The sequence below is a fragment of the Desulfobacter postgatei 2ac9 genome, assembly GCF_000233695.2.
GTDB classification, from domain to species: Bacteria; Desulfobacterota; Desulfobacteria; order Desulfobacterales; family Desulfobacteraceae; genus Desulfobacter; species Desulfobacter postgatei.
Genome location: NZ_CM001488.1, coordinates 2734748 through 2749951, shown reverse-complemented (window position 1 = coordinate 2749951; position 15204 = coordinate 2734748). Strand labels below are relative to the sequence as shown.

The window sequence follows — 15204 nt, the reverse complement described above, 5'->3', positions numbered from 1 at the left end:
CTCGATTAGAGAGGATTGAGACCACTATAATATGGGCTTCCGTCCCTATCTGTTGCTGTGTCCGAAAGATTGCCTCGATTAGAGAGGATTGAGACAGAGCCGTACTTTAAAGGGTTAAAAGACCTTCTTTAATGTCCGAAAGATTGCCTCGATTAGAGAGGATTGAGACTAGATTGGACCGAAATCTGGTTCGATCCAAGGATTTAGTCCGAAAGATTGCCTCGATTAGAGAGGATTGAGACCTTTATGCCTTCGCGCCTTGCCTTGCCTTGCCCTGTCCGAAAGATTGCCTCGATTAGAGAGGATTGAGACTTAACCGCACATTCTCCGCGCTTACCCTGTAGCCACCAGTCCGAAAGATTGCCTCGATTAGAGAGGATTGAGACTGAGCGGATGGGTTATTCATAAACACATTCATTTCCAGTCCGAAAGATTGCCTCGATTAGAGAGGATTGAGACTTGGTAAAGGTTGGAGATTGACAATAGAATAAGTCCGAAAGATTGCCTCGATTAGAGAGGATTGAGACTTCTTTCCAAATCTTCCAACAATTCCTCTAACGTACGTCCGAAAGATTGCCTCGATTAGAGAGGATTGAGACAGGTTGTTATCGTTTAGTGGGTGATCTTATCGTATGTCCGAAAGATTGCCTCGATTAGAGAGGATTGAGACTAAATGCTGCCTTGCTTGATGTAGTTATCGTCATTACGTCCGAAAGATTGCCTCGATTAGAGAGGATTGAGACTTAATCAGCTCATCTTTGTCGGTATGACCATTGTGTCCGAAAGATTGCCTCGATTAGAGAGGATTGAGACATAGTCTCCTTTTGCATTATGACGGCTTCCTATTTCGTCCGAAAGATTGCCTCGATTAGAGAGGATTGAGACGCCCTGCACCCACCGTTGATCGCCCACTTAACAAGTCCGAAAGATTGCCTCGATTAGAGAGGATTGAGACTATGTCATTACTGCAGCAATATATCTATACCGGGTCTTGTCCGAAAGATTGCCTCGATTAGAGAGGATTGAGACGTTATATCCTTCAGGGTAAGGTATATTATATATCTTCAGTCCGAAAGATTGCCTCGATTAGAGAGGATTGAGACTTTATAACAATGCTGATTCCCATTCCAAGGAATTTGCTGATTATAACGGATTTGGGGGACTGGGTCGGAAAGCGATGAAATAGACTGGAAAAATTCATTTGCTGAGTTATAGTTGAAGCGCTAACAGCAACTATAACAATTAAAGAAAATGATGATTTCACCATCTAACACCGCTCCTTCGACTGAATCGAACTATTTGTATGCATGGTTGTCAACCACAATATTACATCATCATTCAACATACCATCCAATTTCGGATGATATTAGGCATGCTCATCAAGGAACATCCTGAACTTTTTCCGCCTGAAATCGCCTTCGGATACAAAATGAAGGAGATCAGAGTCTCAAAAAAACTGAATTTGAAAATCAGAAGAATAGTCATAGCTGGTGTCAGTTACACAATAAGGCCGTCTTTTGCCATGCCCTATATGACTGGATTTGTAAAAGATGTTGATGAAAAACATACCCGCCTTTTGGGAGAAAAGACCTATATTGCCACGACGACTGGAAGCAAGCTTTCTTTTAGAGTCTTCCATGAGAGGGCTCTTAGCCTTCATGGAAACTTCAAAAACTTTTTCCAGGCAAATTTTTTTGAAAAACCGCCCACCAGCTCCGCAGATAGAGTAAACGGCAAAAAAATTAAATCCAAGGGATTATACACACCCATGAAATTCGGAAAATACCTGTTCCACATCACACTGACCCGGGACGCTGTTTTACCCGCGTACAAAGGATCCACATTCAGAGGGCTTCTGGGCCATGCCTTGAAACGAACCGTATGTGCGCTTAAAAACCAGACCTGCGCCACCTGTATTTTAAGGCAGAACTGCACCTATGCCCTGGTATTTGAAACCGCCCATGCCCTGCCGGCTCCGGAAAACGCCAAGATATCGGCCCCACCGCACCCCATGGTCCTGGAACCGCCTTTAACGGAAAAAAGAGAGTTCGCTGCCGGCGACACCCTGGCATGCGGCATGGTCCTTTTCGGGGACCTGAACCGGAACCTGCCCTATTTCATCTATGCCTTTGACCAGATGGGCCGTATCGGCCTGGGCAAAAGCCTGAACGGCACCCGGGCCGGGTTTACGCTGGAATCCGTCACCTTTGGGGATGAAACGGTTTATTCAAAAGAGGACGGCCGGGTGACATTGCCGGATATTCTGCCTGCGCTTGACCTGACACCGGATCAGGACGAAAATCCGGAACATGTCACACTCAAACTGCAAACCCCGTTCAGGATCAGCACGGACACGGGCCAGGCCCCAAATCTGCCCTTTGACCTTTTAATGCGTTCCCTGATCCGCCGGTGTACCGCCCTGTTCAACACATATGGGGATGGTGAGCCACCCCTGAATTACCCGGAGTTGGTGAAAAAAGCCTGCCGGGTGAACCTGACAGACAACAGCCTGGCCTGGTTTGACTGGCAGCGATACTCCTCCCGACAGGAGGCAAAAATGTATATGGGCGGACTTTTGGGACAAGTAACCTACCAGGGAGACCTTGGACCTTTTCTGCCGTTTCTGCGCATGGCGCAAACCGTTCATGCCGGAAAAAATACGGCGTTTGGGCTGGGCAAAATTGATTTGGAGACAATGAACAAATGAATGCCAAAAAACCGGCAAACCCTGAAAACATGTTCCTGATGTTTAATCACTCACTGTCCAAAGACCAGGAAACTGATGCCCAAAATATCTGGGGAGCGCAACTGCAATTTGTTGGGCTTCCGGCGCAGTTGAAGGCGCTTTGGGCACAAATTCCTGCAGATAAACAAGAGCTTTTTGACACGCTGGCTCCTTTTCGAACATGGCTTGAAAAGCAATCCCGGCCTAATGATCTTGTATTGATCCAGGGGGATTTCGGTGCCACCTGGCTCATGGTTCAATATGCACTGAACACCAATCTTGTACCGGTTTATTCTGTTACCGTAAGACTGGCCAGTGAAGAGAGATCACCGGACGGCATGGTAAAAAACACGCACTTTTTCAAACATCAAATGTTCCGACTATACGGCATATAAAATCAGGAGGGAAGTATGGCTAATGTTTTTATCAGTTTTCTTGGAATAGGCAGTTTCAACAAAAAACCGGGGTATGAGCGGGCCGAATATGTCTGGACGGAAAAGACACCGCAAACCATAACCTGCTGTTTTGCCCAGACCGCCATTCTTGCTGCTCTGGAAGCGTGTAAAAACGAAAACGATAGCGTGGACCGTGTGGTTCTGTTCTGCACACGGGAATCCTATGACAAACATTTTGAAGCGTTAGAGGATGAGTTCAAACACCATCTTAAACAGATGCCCAAAATCATTATCCCGGATCTGGTACCCACGGATATGACCGCAGAGAACCAGTGGAACTGGTTTGAACAGCTTCTGGACAATGTGGGCTTTGGAGACAGGCTGATCATAGATTTTACCCATGGCATGCGGGCCGTCCCCATTATCTTTTCCAGCGCCATCGGATTTCTGACAAGGGCAAAGCACATCACCCTGGAACATGCGTTGTATGCCTGGTACGACCAGAAGCGCCAGAACGGTGAGCCCCATCCCATTGTGGACATGAAAGATTTTTATGTCATCAATGACTGGGCCGAATCCGTGGCACGCTTAACCGACGATGCCGATGCCAGGAAACTGGGAGAAATGGCAAAACAATCCCGAGTAGATGCCCTGGCCCCTCTGGCCGATGAAGATCTGATAGCCGCTTTCCAGGAGATGACCGACTGCATCCGGAACGTGGATGTAAACAACGTCTCTCAGAAGGTCAATGACGCCCTGGCATACGTCCAACAAAGCCGCACCAAAGTAGGCGGTTCAGCCCGACTGATGCTGGATCTGGTCTGGGAAAAGTTCTGCGCCCTGGCCACGGACGATCCCCCCAGCGGCCGGTATGACCAGCCCTATTTTGAGACCCAGATCAAGATTATCGAAGTGTTGATGGAACACCGGCTTTTCATGCAGGCGTTTACGGTGATGCGCGAGCTTGTGGGCGCTATAGGGATGGCAGGTATCGGCGGCAAATATGCCAAGAAAAAAATGGCGTCAGGCGACGGCAAAAAATACAGAAAACGGTTTGCAGAAGTCTTTGTCAATATGATGCAGTTTCCGGTTGATGGCTGGAAATTTTCCGGTTTTACGGAAGAAACCCGCCTGAAACTGATGCCCTGGTTTGAAAATCTGCAAAAGGCCGGAATCGAACCGCAACTTCGGGAGATTGTCGATGACATGGTCAAAATCCGCAACGGGTTTGACCATGCCTGGACTTCGGAGAATGCGGCATTCCCCGGAATTGAAGATAAAGGAAAAGAATATTTGACGGTATTACACAACATTGTACGCCGAATGGCGGATCAGGAGTTGTTTTCCTGATTGACAGATCATTGGTTTAAGCAGTCCGGTGCACACCACGGCTCTGCTTTTAAAACATCATACGGAGAGGCTTATGAACAAAACCACATTAAAAATAGCCATGGCTGCTTTTTTCCATGACCTGGGGAAATTTATTGACCCCAAGGTACTGGAATTACCAGCAGGATATGCCGACGAGAATGCGGGCGCTTTCCTGCCGTCATTTGATGGAAAGTATTCCCACTGGCATGCCCTGTACACAGCCGGGTTCATTGAAAAAACATCGAAACATCTTCCTGCTGAACTCAACACCGGGAACTTTGGAGATGGTGATGCATTTATCAGGCTGGCTGCCGCCCACCATGACCCCTCATCAGCCATGGAATGGATTGTGGCTCTGGCGGATCGCATCAGCAGCGGCATGGACAGAAAAACCTTTGACAAGGAGAGCATGCAATCTGTCCAAATCAAGGATTATAAGACAACCCGGCTTTTACCTGTGTTTGAACATATGACCCTGGCTGATGCCCCTGAATCCCTGACAGCAGAAAAATGCAGGTTCAGATATCCGTTGAAACCTCTGACGGCCGAATCTATTTTTCCGATTCAACAGAAAAATGATTCACCGGCAAACCGTGCATCCGCCACTGCCGAATATCAGGATCTCACAAAAGACTTTCTCGCGCAGATGGGCAGACTGGCTCACGCGGAAACCGACACAGCGCTTTGGTTTGAACATTTTGATTCCCTGGTCAAGGAATATACCTGGGCCATTCCTGCCGCACGGGTGGGAAAAGTGATACCGGATGTTTCCCTGTATGACCATTTAAGGACATCTGCGGCAATTGCCACAGCAATGTACCTGTTTCATGCAGATTCCCATACATTGGAACCCCGGGCCGTTCAAAATATCGACGATGAGAAGTTTTTGCTGATTTCCGGCAGTTTCAGCGGCATTCAGAACTTTATTTTTTCCAGCGGCGGGGAGTCTGCCAAATACCGGTCAAAAATACTGAGGGGCCGTTCGTTTTATGTTTCCCTTCTTTCAGATCTTGCCGCACAGCTTTTATGCAGAAAAATTGGCCTGCCCCATACCGCTGTGATGTTTAATGCCGGCGGGCGGTTTACCCTGCTGGCCCCGAACACGGAGAGTGCTGCTGACGCTCTTGTTGCTGCTGAAAAAGAGATCAACGATTGGTTGGTAGCACGAACTTATGGTGAAACCAGCATGATCTTTTCATCTGTCACCGCAAAAAGCCGCGACTTTGAATCTACCCATTTCTCAGCATTGTGGGAACGGCTGGTAAACGCAGGGGATGAAAAAAAATATTCAAAACTGGATCTGGCCGCCTATGGTGGGGCAGTTGAAGATTATCTGGACAAATTCTGCAATGATCTGTCTTCCGCGCTCTGCCCGCTATGCGGCAAACGACCGGCCGAACGTGATGTTGCAGTACATGATATTCCGTGCTGTGCTCTGTGCAGGGATCACGTATTTCTTGGAGAAAACCTGGTGAAACATCCTTATGTTTTGATCACAGAAAAGAATGCTGATTTTCCGGGGAAACGGCTCTTTGATCCGGTTTTTGAGCAATTTCAGCTCTATTTTTCAACGACCGATCCCGCCCGGACCACCAGGTCCCGCACAATACTCAAGTACTGGTGCCTTGATGTCGGACAGGCAGATACTGATTTTGCCAGGGTCACCGGTCGGCAACTTAACGGGTATGTTCCAATATATTCGGATACAGAGGAGGGAGAAGATGCGGAACCGGGTATGCCGAAAACGTTAAACGACCTTGCCACCAGCGCGGCGACAAACGGCCAGGGGGTTGAAGCACTGGGCGTTCTTAAAGCGGATGTGGATAATTTGGGGTTGCTTATGGCATGCGGGTTAAGAAAGCATCTTTACACGGTATCGAGAATGGCCAGTTTAAGCCGGCAACTGGACCACTTTTTCTCGCTTTTTCTGCCGGATTTTTTGTCAAATTCGGAAAAATTTCAAAATATATATACGGTGTTTGCCGGTGGTGATGACCTTTTTCTGATCGGGCCGTGGAATCGTATTATTGAACTGTCCACGGTTCTTGAGAATAAATTCAAGGCGTATGTGTGCCAGAATCCGGAAATAACATTTTCCGCCGGTATCAGCCTGCACAAACCCCACACACCGATCAATACCCTTGCCAAAGCATCGGAAGACGCCCTGGAAAAATCCAAGCATGGCGGCAGAAAACGGATCACCCTGTTCGAACATACCGTGACGTGGCCTGTTTTCAAAGCGCTTGATGCGGTGCGTGACGAACTTTATCAATGGACGGCAGATCAATGGATCAGCCTGGTGTTTCTTTACCGGATCAACTTTTTTATTGCCATGGCAGAAGAGGAGAAACTGCTGTTCACCTCTTCACAAGAAGGAATACCCCTTGACCGGATGAACTGCACCCAGTGGCGCGCCAAACTGGCATATTCCCTGGAGCGAAGTGCTCTGCCCGGCATTGATCCAGGCCAAAGAAAGGAACGTCTGAACCATGTCAGAGAAAAAATGGCCATGTGGCTGACGGTTTACGGCGGTGATCTGAGAATCGCTTTATGGGTTTTACAATACAGCTTAAGAAAGGAGAGTAAAAATGGATAAAATAGAGTTCTGGAAAGACAGGGGGAAAAAGATCATTGATCCGGAATTGTTTTCAAAAAAAGCGGAGAACTTTGCCCTTAAAATTGCAAAGGATAATGAACAGTCCAGAGGCGTCAACAAAAGGACCCAGTTGAGAAAATTTTTTGATGAAATCGTCAGTCTCAACATGCGGGCCAAAACATCTCCCCACGCGTGGGAAAACATTCTCCCTCTGGTTCATATGGTAACGGCAAAAGCCGCGTATGCCAAAGGGCGCAAACTGATATCAGATAATTTTCTCAATTTTATTAAGGAGTCGGTAAACCAGGTAGAGGAACCTTGTGACCTGGATGTGTTCAACTCTTTTTTTGAATCTTTTATTGGTTTTTACAGACTTCACGGACCCAGTAAATAAGCGAAAGGATAGATAAAATGAAACTTGTGGATATAAAGGAAATTACCGGCACCATTCAGTTGAAAAGCGGACTCCACATCGGCGCAGGTGACACGGAAATGCGTATCGGCGGCACAGACAATCCTGTTGTGAAACATCCCCACACCAATGAACCCTATATCCCGGGGTCTTCCCTGAAAGGCAAAACCCGATCGCTTCTTGAACTCTCCTCAGGGCTTATGGGAAGGACCGGCGGGGCACCTCTGGGTATAAAAGATTATAAAAAGCTTGATGGCGTGGACAAAGCAACCTGTAAAGCCATTCTCTCCCTGTTTGGCGCCAGCGGGGCCGATGCTGATGAAAAAAATGAAATCGGCGTGACCCGTCTCTCCTTTGCCGATGCCCCGTTAAGTGAAAATTGGAAGGAAAAAGCGCTGGCAGGTCATCTTGCGTTCACTGAAGTGAAATCTGAAAATTCAATCAACCGTATCACGGGAACGGCCCGAGACCCCAGATTCACGGAGCGGGTACCGGCTGAAACGGAATTCAGCTTTTCAATTTCCCTGAAAGTACTGCAGGGGGACGAAGGGCTTGAAGACCTTTTATTTAAAGGGCTGAAACTGCTGGAGCAGGATGCGCTCGGCGGTTCGGGCAGCCGGGGGTATGGTAAAATTAAATTCTCGTTCGACCAGCCGGAAATACAGGAAAAATTTAATAACGCATCCCCTTTGATTTAGGAGGTGAGCATTGGAATTTTATAAAATAACCATCCGACCGGATTCAGGCTTCGGGACAAGTCTAAAGGGAGATACATTGTTCGGCCACTTCTGCTGGCAGGCGGCCCATGCCCCGGACCTTCTGAAAACAGATCTGGATACGGCCATTGAACAATACGCCCGAAAACCCTTTGCTGTTTTTTCTTCGGCCGTGCCAACGGATGCCGCCCAAGATGCCCCCCACTGTTTTAAACGGCCGGATATTCCGCTGGACTGGTTTATGTCATCTGAACATTTGTCAAAAAAAGAAAAAATCCTGGCGACCAAAGAGCTAAAAGGGAAAAAGTGGCTCAAGGGCAATGCCGATCTGATACTTGATGCCACACGGACAAATCTTGCGGCCGATACTGATTTTAAGGACAATGGGCTGGCTGAAACCGGGACATGCGCTCATAACACAATTAACCGGATGACCGGTACGACCGGTAAAGGTCGATTTGCCCCGTTTGAAACCTCTGTGTTCCGGTTTTATCCCAACGTTCTTCTTTCCTTGTTTGTCCTGATTGATCCAAAATTTCTCGACAAGGACCATCTGGTAAAAGGGATGTCAAGAATCGGAAAGTTTGGTTTTGGACGGGACGCCTCCACCGGCATGGGGCGGTTTACAATTATTGACACCTGTCCGCTTCCCCTGCCTGATCTCTCTGCGGGGGACGGTCTTTATACCCTTGCACCCTGCCTGCCGGAGAAAGGCAGGTTCAATCAAACCTGGTTCACCCCGTTTGTCCGGTTCGGCAAACACGGAGATCTGCTGGCAGGTGTGCGCCAGCCATTTAAAAATCCTGTAATCATGGCTGATGAAGGCGCTGTCTGCGTTCCGGCCGAAACCATTGACACCCCGTACATCGGCTGTGCCGTTACCAATGTATCAAAGGCCATGCCTGAAACTGTTGTGCAGGCGTATGCACCTGTGCTGCCCATCCGTATAGGAGCTCTCCATGAAAACAACCTATAAATGCGTTATTATAGTTAACTCTCCTTTGCACATCGGTTGTGACGAAGTGTATCAACCTATGGGATTTGTGCTGGACGAGGAACAAAAGACACTGATCGCCTTTGATCCCGTATCATTTATAAGCAGTTTGTCCCGGGCCGACAAGGACACCCTTTCTTCCCTGTGCCGTTTAGGGGATCTTCCTTCAATCCTTCGGATTTATAAGTTTTTCCAGGGCAGGAAAGCCGAGGGGAGAAGAGTCCGCGTGGCCCAGGCCTTTATAGACCATTATCGCAGCACATTAAAGATTCCCGAAAACAAAATCCAACAGGAACTCAACAAATTTGTTGTCGAGCGTACGGCATTTCGAACGGCTGACAACCGGCCTTTCATCCCGGGCTCGTCTATCAAGGGAGCCTTGCGGACAGGATACTTGAATCATGTATGCGGCGGAAAAAATATGCGGGCAAGAGATGCTGAGGCGCTTGAAAAAAAACTGCTGGATTATCAATCCATCGAACAGGATCCTTTTGGGCATGTAAAAGTGTCGGATTTCCAACCTGCCGGAGATGTTAAAACCAGGATCGTATATGCCGTCAACAAGAAAAAAAAGGTATCGGACAAAGAAGCCCGCGGGCCTTATCAGATTCTGGAAGTCATTGAGCCCGGATCCACTTTTACCGGGGAGATAACCGTTGGGCGACCGGACTCTAAAAGCCCTGTCCGGCAGCCGGTTCAGCTCAAAACGCTTTTGTCCGGCACCCACGACTTTTATGCAGGAGAACACAAAAGGGAAAACCGGGAACTTCGCTCAGTGGGTATTCCTGCCCAGGATTTTATTCAACCGGATACCCTGTTGATGCGTATGGGACGTCATTGCGGCGCTGAATTCGTTACCATTGCAGGAAACCGGAATATCATGATTAAAAAAGGTCCTAAAAAAGACCAAAAAGACTACCTTGATCATGCCACAACCCTATGGCTGGCTTCTCCTGCCCGGAAAGATGAAAATGTCAAAGGGCTTCACCCTTTTGGCTGGACCGGTATCTCCCGTCTTGATGCTGACCTTGAAACCAGGTTGGCTGAACGGGAAAACGCCTATACAGTCCTGAAAGTCCAGGAGGAGAAAAAACAGCTGGCTGAAGCGCAGTTACAGGTTCAAAAGGCCACTGAAGCCCAAAAAGCGCTGGAGGAGAAGGCAGCCCGTGAAGCGGCTGAAGCAGCGGAAAAAGAAAAGAAACAAAAAGCGCTGGAAGCCATGTCTCCCCAGGAACAGGAACTGGCTCAAATATTTGATGAGAACCCGGTTAATGAAAATAAGGTAGTGGGGCTGTATAACCGACTTGATGAAATGGAAGACGACTTCAAGCTCAAGTGCGCTAAAAAGATAAAGGCGTTTTATATCAGTGAAAATAAATGGAGCGTGAATAAAACGAAGAAAAAACAATTTGCAAAAATTCAGCATCTCAAAACGATTCTGGGTGAGTCCTGATATCTGAACAATGCAAATGGGAATTGCTATGTTTTTGAAAAAAATAGCCAAGAGGCTTTTTTAAATGTTTTTCCTGGTCTGCTTTGACATTGTTGACAACCGGGTCCGGTACAGGGTAGTAAAGATCCTGAAAGGATACGGGACCCGGGTTCAAAAGTCCGTATTTGAATGTGCAAATATGACCGAATACAAATTCATGAAAATGCAGTCGGATCTGGAGGAGATCATTGACCATGGTGAGGATACCATCCGCTATTACCCGCTTTGCAAACATTGCGTAGGCCAGGTGGAATTCTCCGGCACCGGGAATCCGCCCAATACACGGGCCTATTCGGTGTTATGAGGCTGCCACGATCTTTGATAATTTGTTCAAAAAATACCTTAAGGAGGTCCGTCATTTTTGTATCTCTTTTAAAATCAGAAGTTTGCGCTAAAAACAGCATAAATTTAAGTGTGAAGTTTTTTTCCGAAACCCCAAAACGGGGTAGGTCCGTCAAATCGGCTCTGGAAAGCCTTTACAGATAAGTGTTTCAGATACCCACAGTCCGAAAGATTGCCTCGATTAGAGAGGATTGAGACATACCTTGTTTATCATATCCACAAATCATTTTAGCAGTCCGAAAGATTGCCTCGATTAGAGAGGATTGAGACGTATAGTATTCTATGTAAGCTTCAATAGCTTGTGGTCCGAAAGATTGCCTCGATTAGAGAGGATTGAGACTATTTGCAATTAGCTATCAGAGAATCTTTAGCATTCTGTCCGAAAGATTGCCTCGATTAGAGAGGATTGAGACATGAAAACCCAGTGGCCTTTTTGCAGTCTGTCAACGGTCCGAAAGATTGCCTCGATTAGAGAGGATTGAGACTCGTTTATTATTCAAGCATATGTTTTTTTGCTTTTTCTGTCCGAAAGATTGCCTCGATTAGAGAGGATTGAGACTTACAAGCTCGGACATGGCTGCTTCAATGATCGCAGTCCGAAAGATTGCCTCGATTAGAGAGGATTGAGACCTATTCGCCACGCCCTTAGACTCTGCCACGCCCTCAGGTCCGAAAGATTGCCTCGATTAGAGAAGTGATCATTATCCTTGCGAAAATTGTTCCCATTCAAACCGGATAATATTGCGCCGGCCCCGGTCGAATTCCACACCGATCAGGTAAATTTCATCGGTGATTCCCCGGTATTTATCTGCATAACCCTTTTGTTTGATCTGGTTCAGGGCCGTCTGCTGAGATTTATCAACGTCCACCACCTTGAATTCAAAGATATAGATTCTGCCGTCTATTCGCACCGTCATATCAATACGGCCGTGACTGGTCGTATCTTCAGCAGTCACATCCAGGCCAAGCGCCGTAAAATAGCAATAAAAGACCGACGCATAATACCCTTCGTATTCAAAAAGCTTATTTTTACGGTACCAGTCATGGGGGATGGAAGAGAACAACGCCTGAAAAACCGTGTTCAGGGCATCCGGATTATTTTCCTGGAAAGCCCGGTAAATTTGAAGCTGCACCTTTTCTTTGACCACCCTGTCATGAGAATACCTGTTCAGGATATAATCCGATAAACTGGCTTTGACTTCCATGTTCGGGTACCGGAGTTTATAAAAGATCTTGCCCGCCACTCTTTGTCCTTGCTCAATGGTAAGATAGCCTGCCTGGAAAAGAAGGTTTTCGGGTTCGATAAAATCAATATCAAACGCGCCGATCAAGGATTCAGACGCCTCGATATTTTCAATACCCGGGATATAATATCTGTTTTTTTTCAGCAGATTGATCAGGAAGGTTGGTGTTCCGGTCTCAAACCAATAGTTGCGGAACGCTCCGGTTCGAAGGTAATTGAGGATGCTGAAGGGATTATAAACCTTCTCCCCAAGCCAGGAATAGCCATTGTACCATTTGCGGATATCTTCCCGGGATTTGTTTTTCAGATGATTTGAAAAAACCTGGGTCAGCTCATCTTCTGAATAACCGCAACTTGCCGAATATTCGGGATCCAGGGAAATATCGGTCAAATTGTTCAGTCCGGAAAACAGACTTACCTTGGAAAATTTGGATACGCCGGTAAGGAACGCAAACTGAATATTGGCATCTTGCCCTTTAATGACCGAATAGAGGTTTTTCAGCCCTTCCCTCATCTCTTCGGCGATTATTGGTTCAGTGATATTATCCAGGATTGGTTTGTCATATTCATCAATCAGGACAACAGTACGAAGGCCGTATTTTTCCTTTGCTTTGCGGATAACCCCACTGAACAGACTGGAGATACTGTCCTGATATTCACAAGTAATGCCTAATCGTTTTTGATTTTCATCAAGGATCGTTAGAATTTTACCGTCTAACTCCGCTCTGTTCCGAAGCACGCCCTCGGCAAAGGAGATGTGAATCACGGGAAACCGCTTTTCCCAGTCCCAGTTGTCACACAGCCACAGGCTTTGAAAAAGCGCTTTATTCCCTTCAAACGCCTCTTTAAGCGTGTCAACAAACAATGATTTTCCAAACCGCCCGGGCCGGGCAAGAAAGTAGTACTTCCCCCGTTCAACAAGGTCATAGACAAACCGGGATTTATCCACATACGCATAACCTTGTTCAATAATTTCTTTTAAATTGCTGATACCCACAGGTAGTTTTTTCACGGTTACATCTCCGGTGATTTAAAAATATCGAAACAAACAACAAAGTAAGCGTGGAGTTAAAATATAACCCTAACAAGCTTGACAACCATATCATAGTATATAAAAGAAAAAATCCAATTCAAAAAACTTTCTTTCAGCGTTTAAAAATCAGGGTAAAATGGCAGTTGAACGCTATATTTGTAACATTTTCAATACCGTCCCATATTTTCTTTTGACAACAACCTATGTACCTCCGTATCTGGAATTAGGCGCTTATCGCCATTTAAACCTCTGCTGGTCTGCTTCAGGGCTTGTTTTAGAAAAAAGAAAAAGGTATGGTGCAAAAAATCAACAATTCCAATATTCATCATTTGTTCAAAAGCGAGGATTTATGACCCGCAACACGTCCCGTCTCACCTTTGACGCCATCTGGGGAACACCGCCCGGAACCATGACGGCGCAAACCGACCTTGAACGGATTCTTGTGGAGGGGGCCCGCCTTCCTTTGGCACACTGGCGCAGCAATTTCTTTTTCATGGGGGGCCTGAACCGTACCCTTTCAATCCTGACCCGGGGGCAGTTCCCGGCCAAGGCCGATCCCGACGGCACACATCCTGTATTTGCCCTGCATCCGGTTGCCAGTGGTGCCGGTTTTGCGGTATGTCCATCTTCATCCTCCGGCCGGAACAGCCTGAAATGGGTAACCCGGAACACAAAACTGCTTCATACCGGATATCTCATGGAAAAGACCTCTTATATCATTGACCGGATACGGTTCAACATCCCGGCTTCCGAAGCCTCAAAACTGAGTTTCAAGGGAGAGATACCCGTATCCGCCATTCAAACCATTTCGCAGACATGTTCGCAATGATGAAAAGAAACGCCTTGACCACACAATTCCAGAGCTGGCTGGCAAAGCCGGAAAATGCCCGGGCACTGGACACCCTGGCGGATGCGGTTCACCGTAAAATGAAAATTGCACGGCTGGACTTGTATGGTTGTGCCCCGGAGCAGGTTGACCGGCAAGATATCCGGCAGGAGCTGATCGTATTTCTTCTCAGGGATGAAAATATGCTTTCCGGGCTTATGGGAAGGAAACCCGGCGCCATAAAACAGGTGCGGCAATTTTTGTGGCACCGGATGATTGATCTTTCCAGAAGCAAAGACGCTGGTCAGGATATTCACAAGGATACCTGGCGTCTTTTCTACCGCCATGTTCTGGAGGTTTTAGCTGAATCCGACGATTTCATCAGGGACAGGGGTGCAGCGAAAGGAAAAATGCGTTTCAGCATGACGGAAAATCCTGCACAAACGCTGATCATGGCGGATGATTTTATGACCATTGCGTTTCCGCCTGACCTGCCCGGGGAGTTCGGCAGACTGAACACCCGGGAGAACATTCTTACGCTGGCCCGGCATTTCTGGAGCTCCTCAGCCCGTGCCGCCGGGGTTCATGACCTGTGCATGAAGATCCAGGATTTCCTGGCCTGGGTGAACAGGCATGTGGTTCTCCAGCCCGGGGTGGAGAGCTATCCGGTAACCGACGGGGAGAAAGATGCCTTTAACCCGTTGACCGAACGTCCGGCACCGGGCGGTCTGGATAACATGAAAAAAAATATGCTGACGGTCTGGGCCCAAAATTTCTTCAACCGGCTGAAAAATACCGAACGGAAGATCTTTTTTTATTACGACTGTGAAGGTCTTACCCACAAAGCTGTTTCCGAACTTATGAAAAAAAAAGCCGGCCTCTCTTACCAGCGGGACAAGATCAGGGAAAAGCTCAGATCTTTTTTGAGGGCATTGGACTGGGTCTCCCCTGACTATGATACCAAAGGACAGGACGGCAGAGACTTTGAATTTTTTCTTCTCAATCTGTGTGACAACCTGGGCTCCTGGGTTAATCTTGGTGAAAAGGGGTAAAGAAAAC

12 protein-coding genes and 2 CRISPR repeat arrays (1 of these 14 running past the window's edge) are annotated in these 15204 nt (G+C 47.3%); of the genes, 11 read left to right on the top strand and 1 reads right to left on the bottom strand.

Annotation, left to right across the window (positions count from 1 at the left end; translation table 11 throughout):
* A CRISPR array of direct repeats spans positions 1 to 1103; the repeat unit is 36 nt; unit sequence GTCCGAAAGATTGCCTCGATTAGAGAGGATTGAGAC; it reaches 160 nt to the left of the window's first position.
* A 269-nt stretch (positions 1104 to 1372) separates the two neighbouring features.
* From cas6 to cas2, 9 genes are all read left to right on the top strand, one after another.
* Complete coding sequence (gene cas6 / locus DESPODRAFT_RS12610) at positions 1373 to 2707, top strand: CRISPR system precrRNA processing endoribonuclease RAMP protein Cas6 (RefSeq protein ID WP_004073962.1); 1335 nt, start codon at positions 1373 to 1375, stop codon at positions 2705 to 2707.
* Positions 2704 to 3120 carry a CRISPR-associated protein Csx20 gene (gene csx20, locus DESPODRAFT_RS12605; protein ID WP_004073961.1) on the top strand — a complete coding sequence of 139 codons (417 nt, stop codon included), beginning with the start codon at positions 2704 to 2706 and terminating at the stop codon, positions 3118 to 3120. Before cas6 ends, csx20 begins: the two co-directional genes overlap by 4 nt.
* A gap of 15 nt (positions 3121 to 3135) precedes the next feature.
* Complete coding sequence (gene csx2 / locus DESPODRAFT_RS12600) at positions 3136 to 4470, top strand: TIGR02221 family CRISPR-associated protein (protein ID WP_004073960.1); 1335 nt, start codon at positions 3136 to 3138, stop codon at positions 4468 to 4470.
* 73 nt (positions 4471 to 4543) lie between these two features.
* Positions 4544 to 7087: a type III-A CRISPR-associated protein Cas10/Csm1 gene (gene cas10, locus DESPODRAFT_RS12595; RefSeq protein ID WP_004073959.1), complete on the top strand. Its 2544-nt coding sequence runs from the start codon at positions 4544 to 4546 to the stop codon at positions 7085 to 7087.
* The gene (gene csm2 / locus DESPODRAFT_RS12590) at positions 7080 to 7481 is read left to right on the top strand and encodes a type III-A CRISPR-associated protein Csm2 (protein WP_004073958.1); all 402 of its coding nucleotides are present in this window, start codon (positions 7080 to 7082) and stop codon (positions 7479 to 7481) included. The genes cas10 and csm2 overlap by 8 nt, the downstream gene beginning before the upstream one ends.
* A 17-nt stretch (positions 7482 to 7498) precedes the next feature.
* The gene (csm3, locus tag DESPODRAFT_RS12585) at positions 7499 to 8197 is read left to right on the top strand and encodes a type III-A CRISPR-associated RAMP protein Csm3 (protein ID WP_004073957.1); all 699 of its coding nucleotides are present in this window, start codon (positions 7499 to 7501) and stop codon (positions 8195 to 8197) included.
* Between the two features lie 10 nt (positions 8198 to 8207).
* On the top strand, positions 8208 to 9191 hold the full coding sequence (gene csm4, locus DESPODRAFT_RS12580) for a type III-A CRISPR-associated RAMP protein Csm4 (protein WP_004073956.1): 984 nt from the start codon (positions 8208 to 8210) through the stop codon (positions 9189 to 9191).
* Positions 9175 to 10662, top strand: a complete 1488-nt coding sequence (csm5, locus tag DESPODRAFT_RS12575; RefSeq protein WP_004073955.1) for a type III-A CRISPR-associated RAMP protein Csm5 — start codon at positions 9175 to 9177, stop codon at positions 10660 to 10662. The genes csm4 and csm5 overlap by 17 nt, the downstream gene beginning before the upstream one ends.
* Positions 10663 to 10726: 64 nt before the next feature.
* Complete coding sequence (cas2, locus tag DESPODRAFT_RS12570; protein WP_004073954.1) at positions 10727 to 11005, top strand: CRISPR-associated endonuclease Cas2; 279 nt, start codon at positions 10727 to 10729, stop codon at positions 11003 to 11005.
* Positions 11006 to 11205: 200 nt separating this feature from the next.
* Positions 11206 to 11673: direct repeats of the CRISPR family, unit length 36 nt; unit sequence GTCCGAAAGATTGCCTCGATTAGAGAGGATTGAGAC.
* 71 nt (positions 11674 to 11744) lie between these two features.
* On the opposite strand, the gene DESPODRAFT_RS21735 is transcribed toward cas2, so the two are convergent.
* Positions 11745 to 13298, bottom strand: coding sequence for a PD-(D/E)XK nuclease domain-containing ATP-binding protein (locus DESPODRAFT_RS21735; RefSeq protein ID WP_004073953.1), 1554 nt, complete (start codon positions 13296 to 13298; stop codon positions 11745 to 11747).
* Between the two features lie 370 nt (positions 13299 to 13668).
* Between DESPODRAFT_RS21735 and DESPODRAFT_RS12560 the strand changes: the two genes are divergently transcribed.
* Positions 13669 to 14148, top strand: coding sequence for a hypothetical protein (locus tag DESPODRAFT_RS12560; RefSeq protein ID WP_157488478.1), 480 nt, complete (start codon positions 13669 to 13671; stop codon positions 14146 to 14148).
* On the top strand, positions 14145 to 15197 hold the full coding sequence (locus tag DESPODRAFT_RS12555) for a hypothetical protein (RefSeq protein WP_004073951.1): 1053 nt from the start codon (positions 14145 to 14147) through the stop codon (positions 15195 to 15197). Before DESPODRAFT_RS12560 ends, DESPODRAFT_RS12555 begins: the two co-directional genes overlap by 4 nt.
* Positions 15198 to 15204 lie beyond the last annotated feature (7 nt).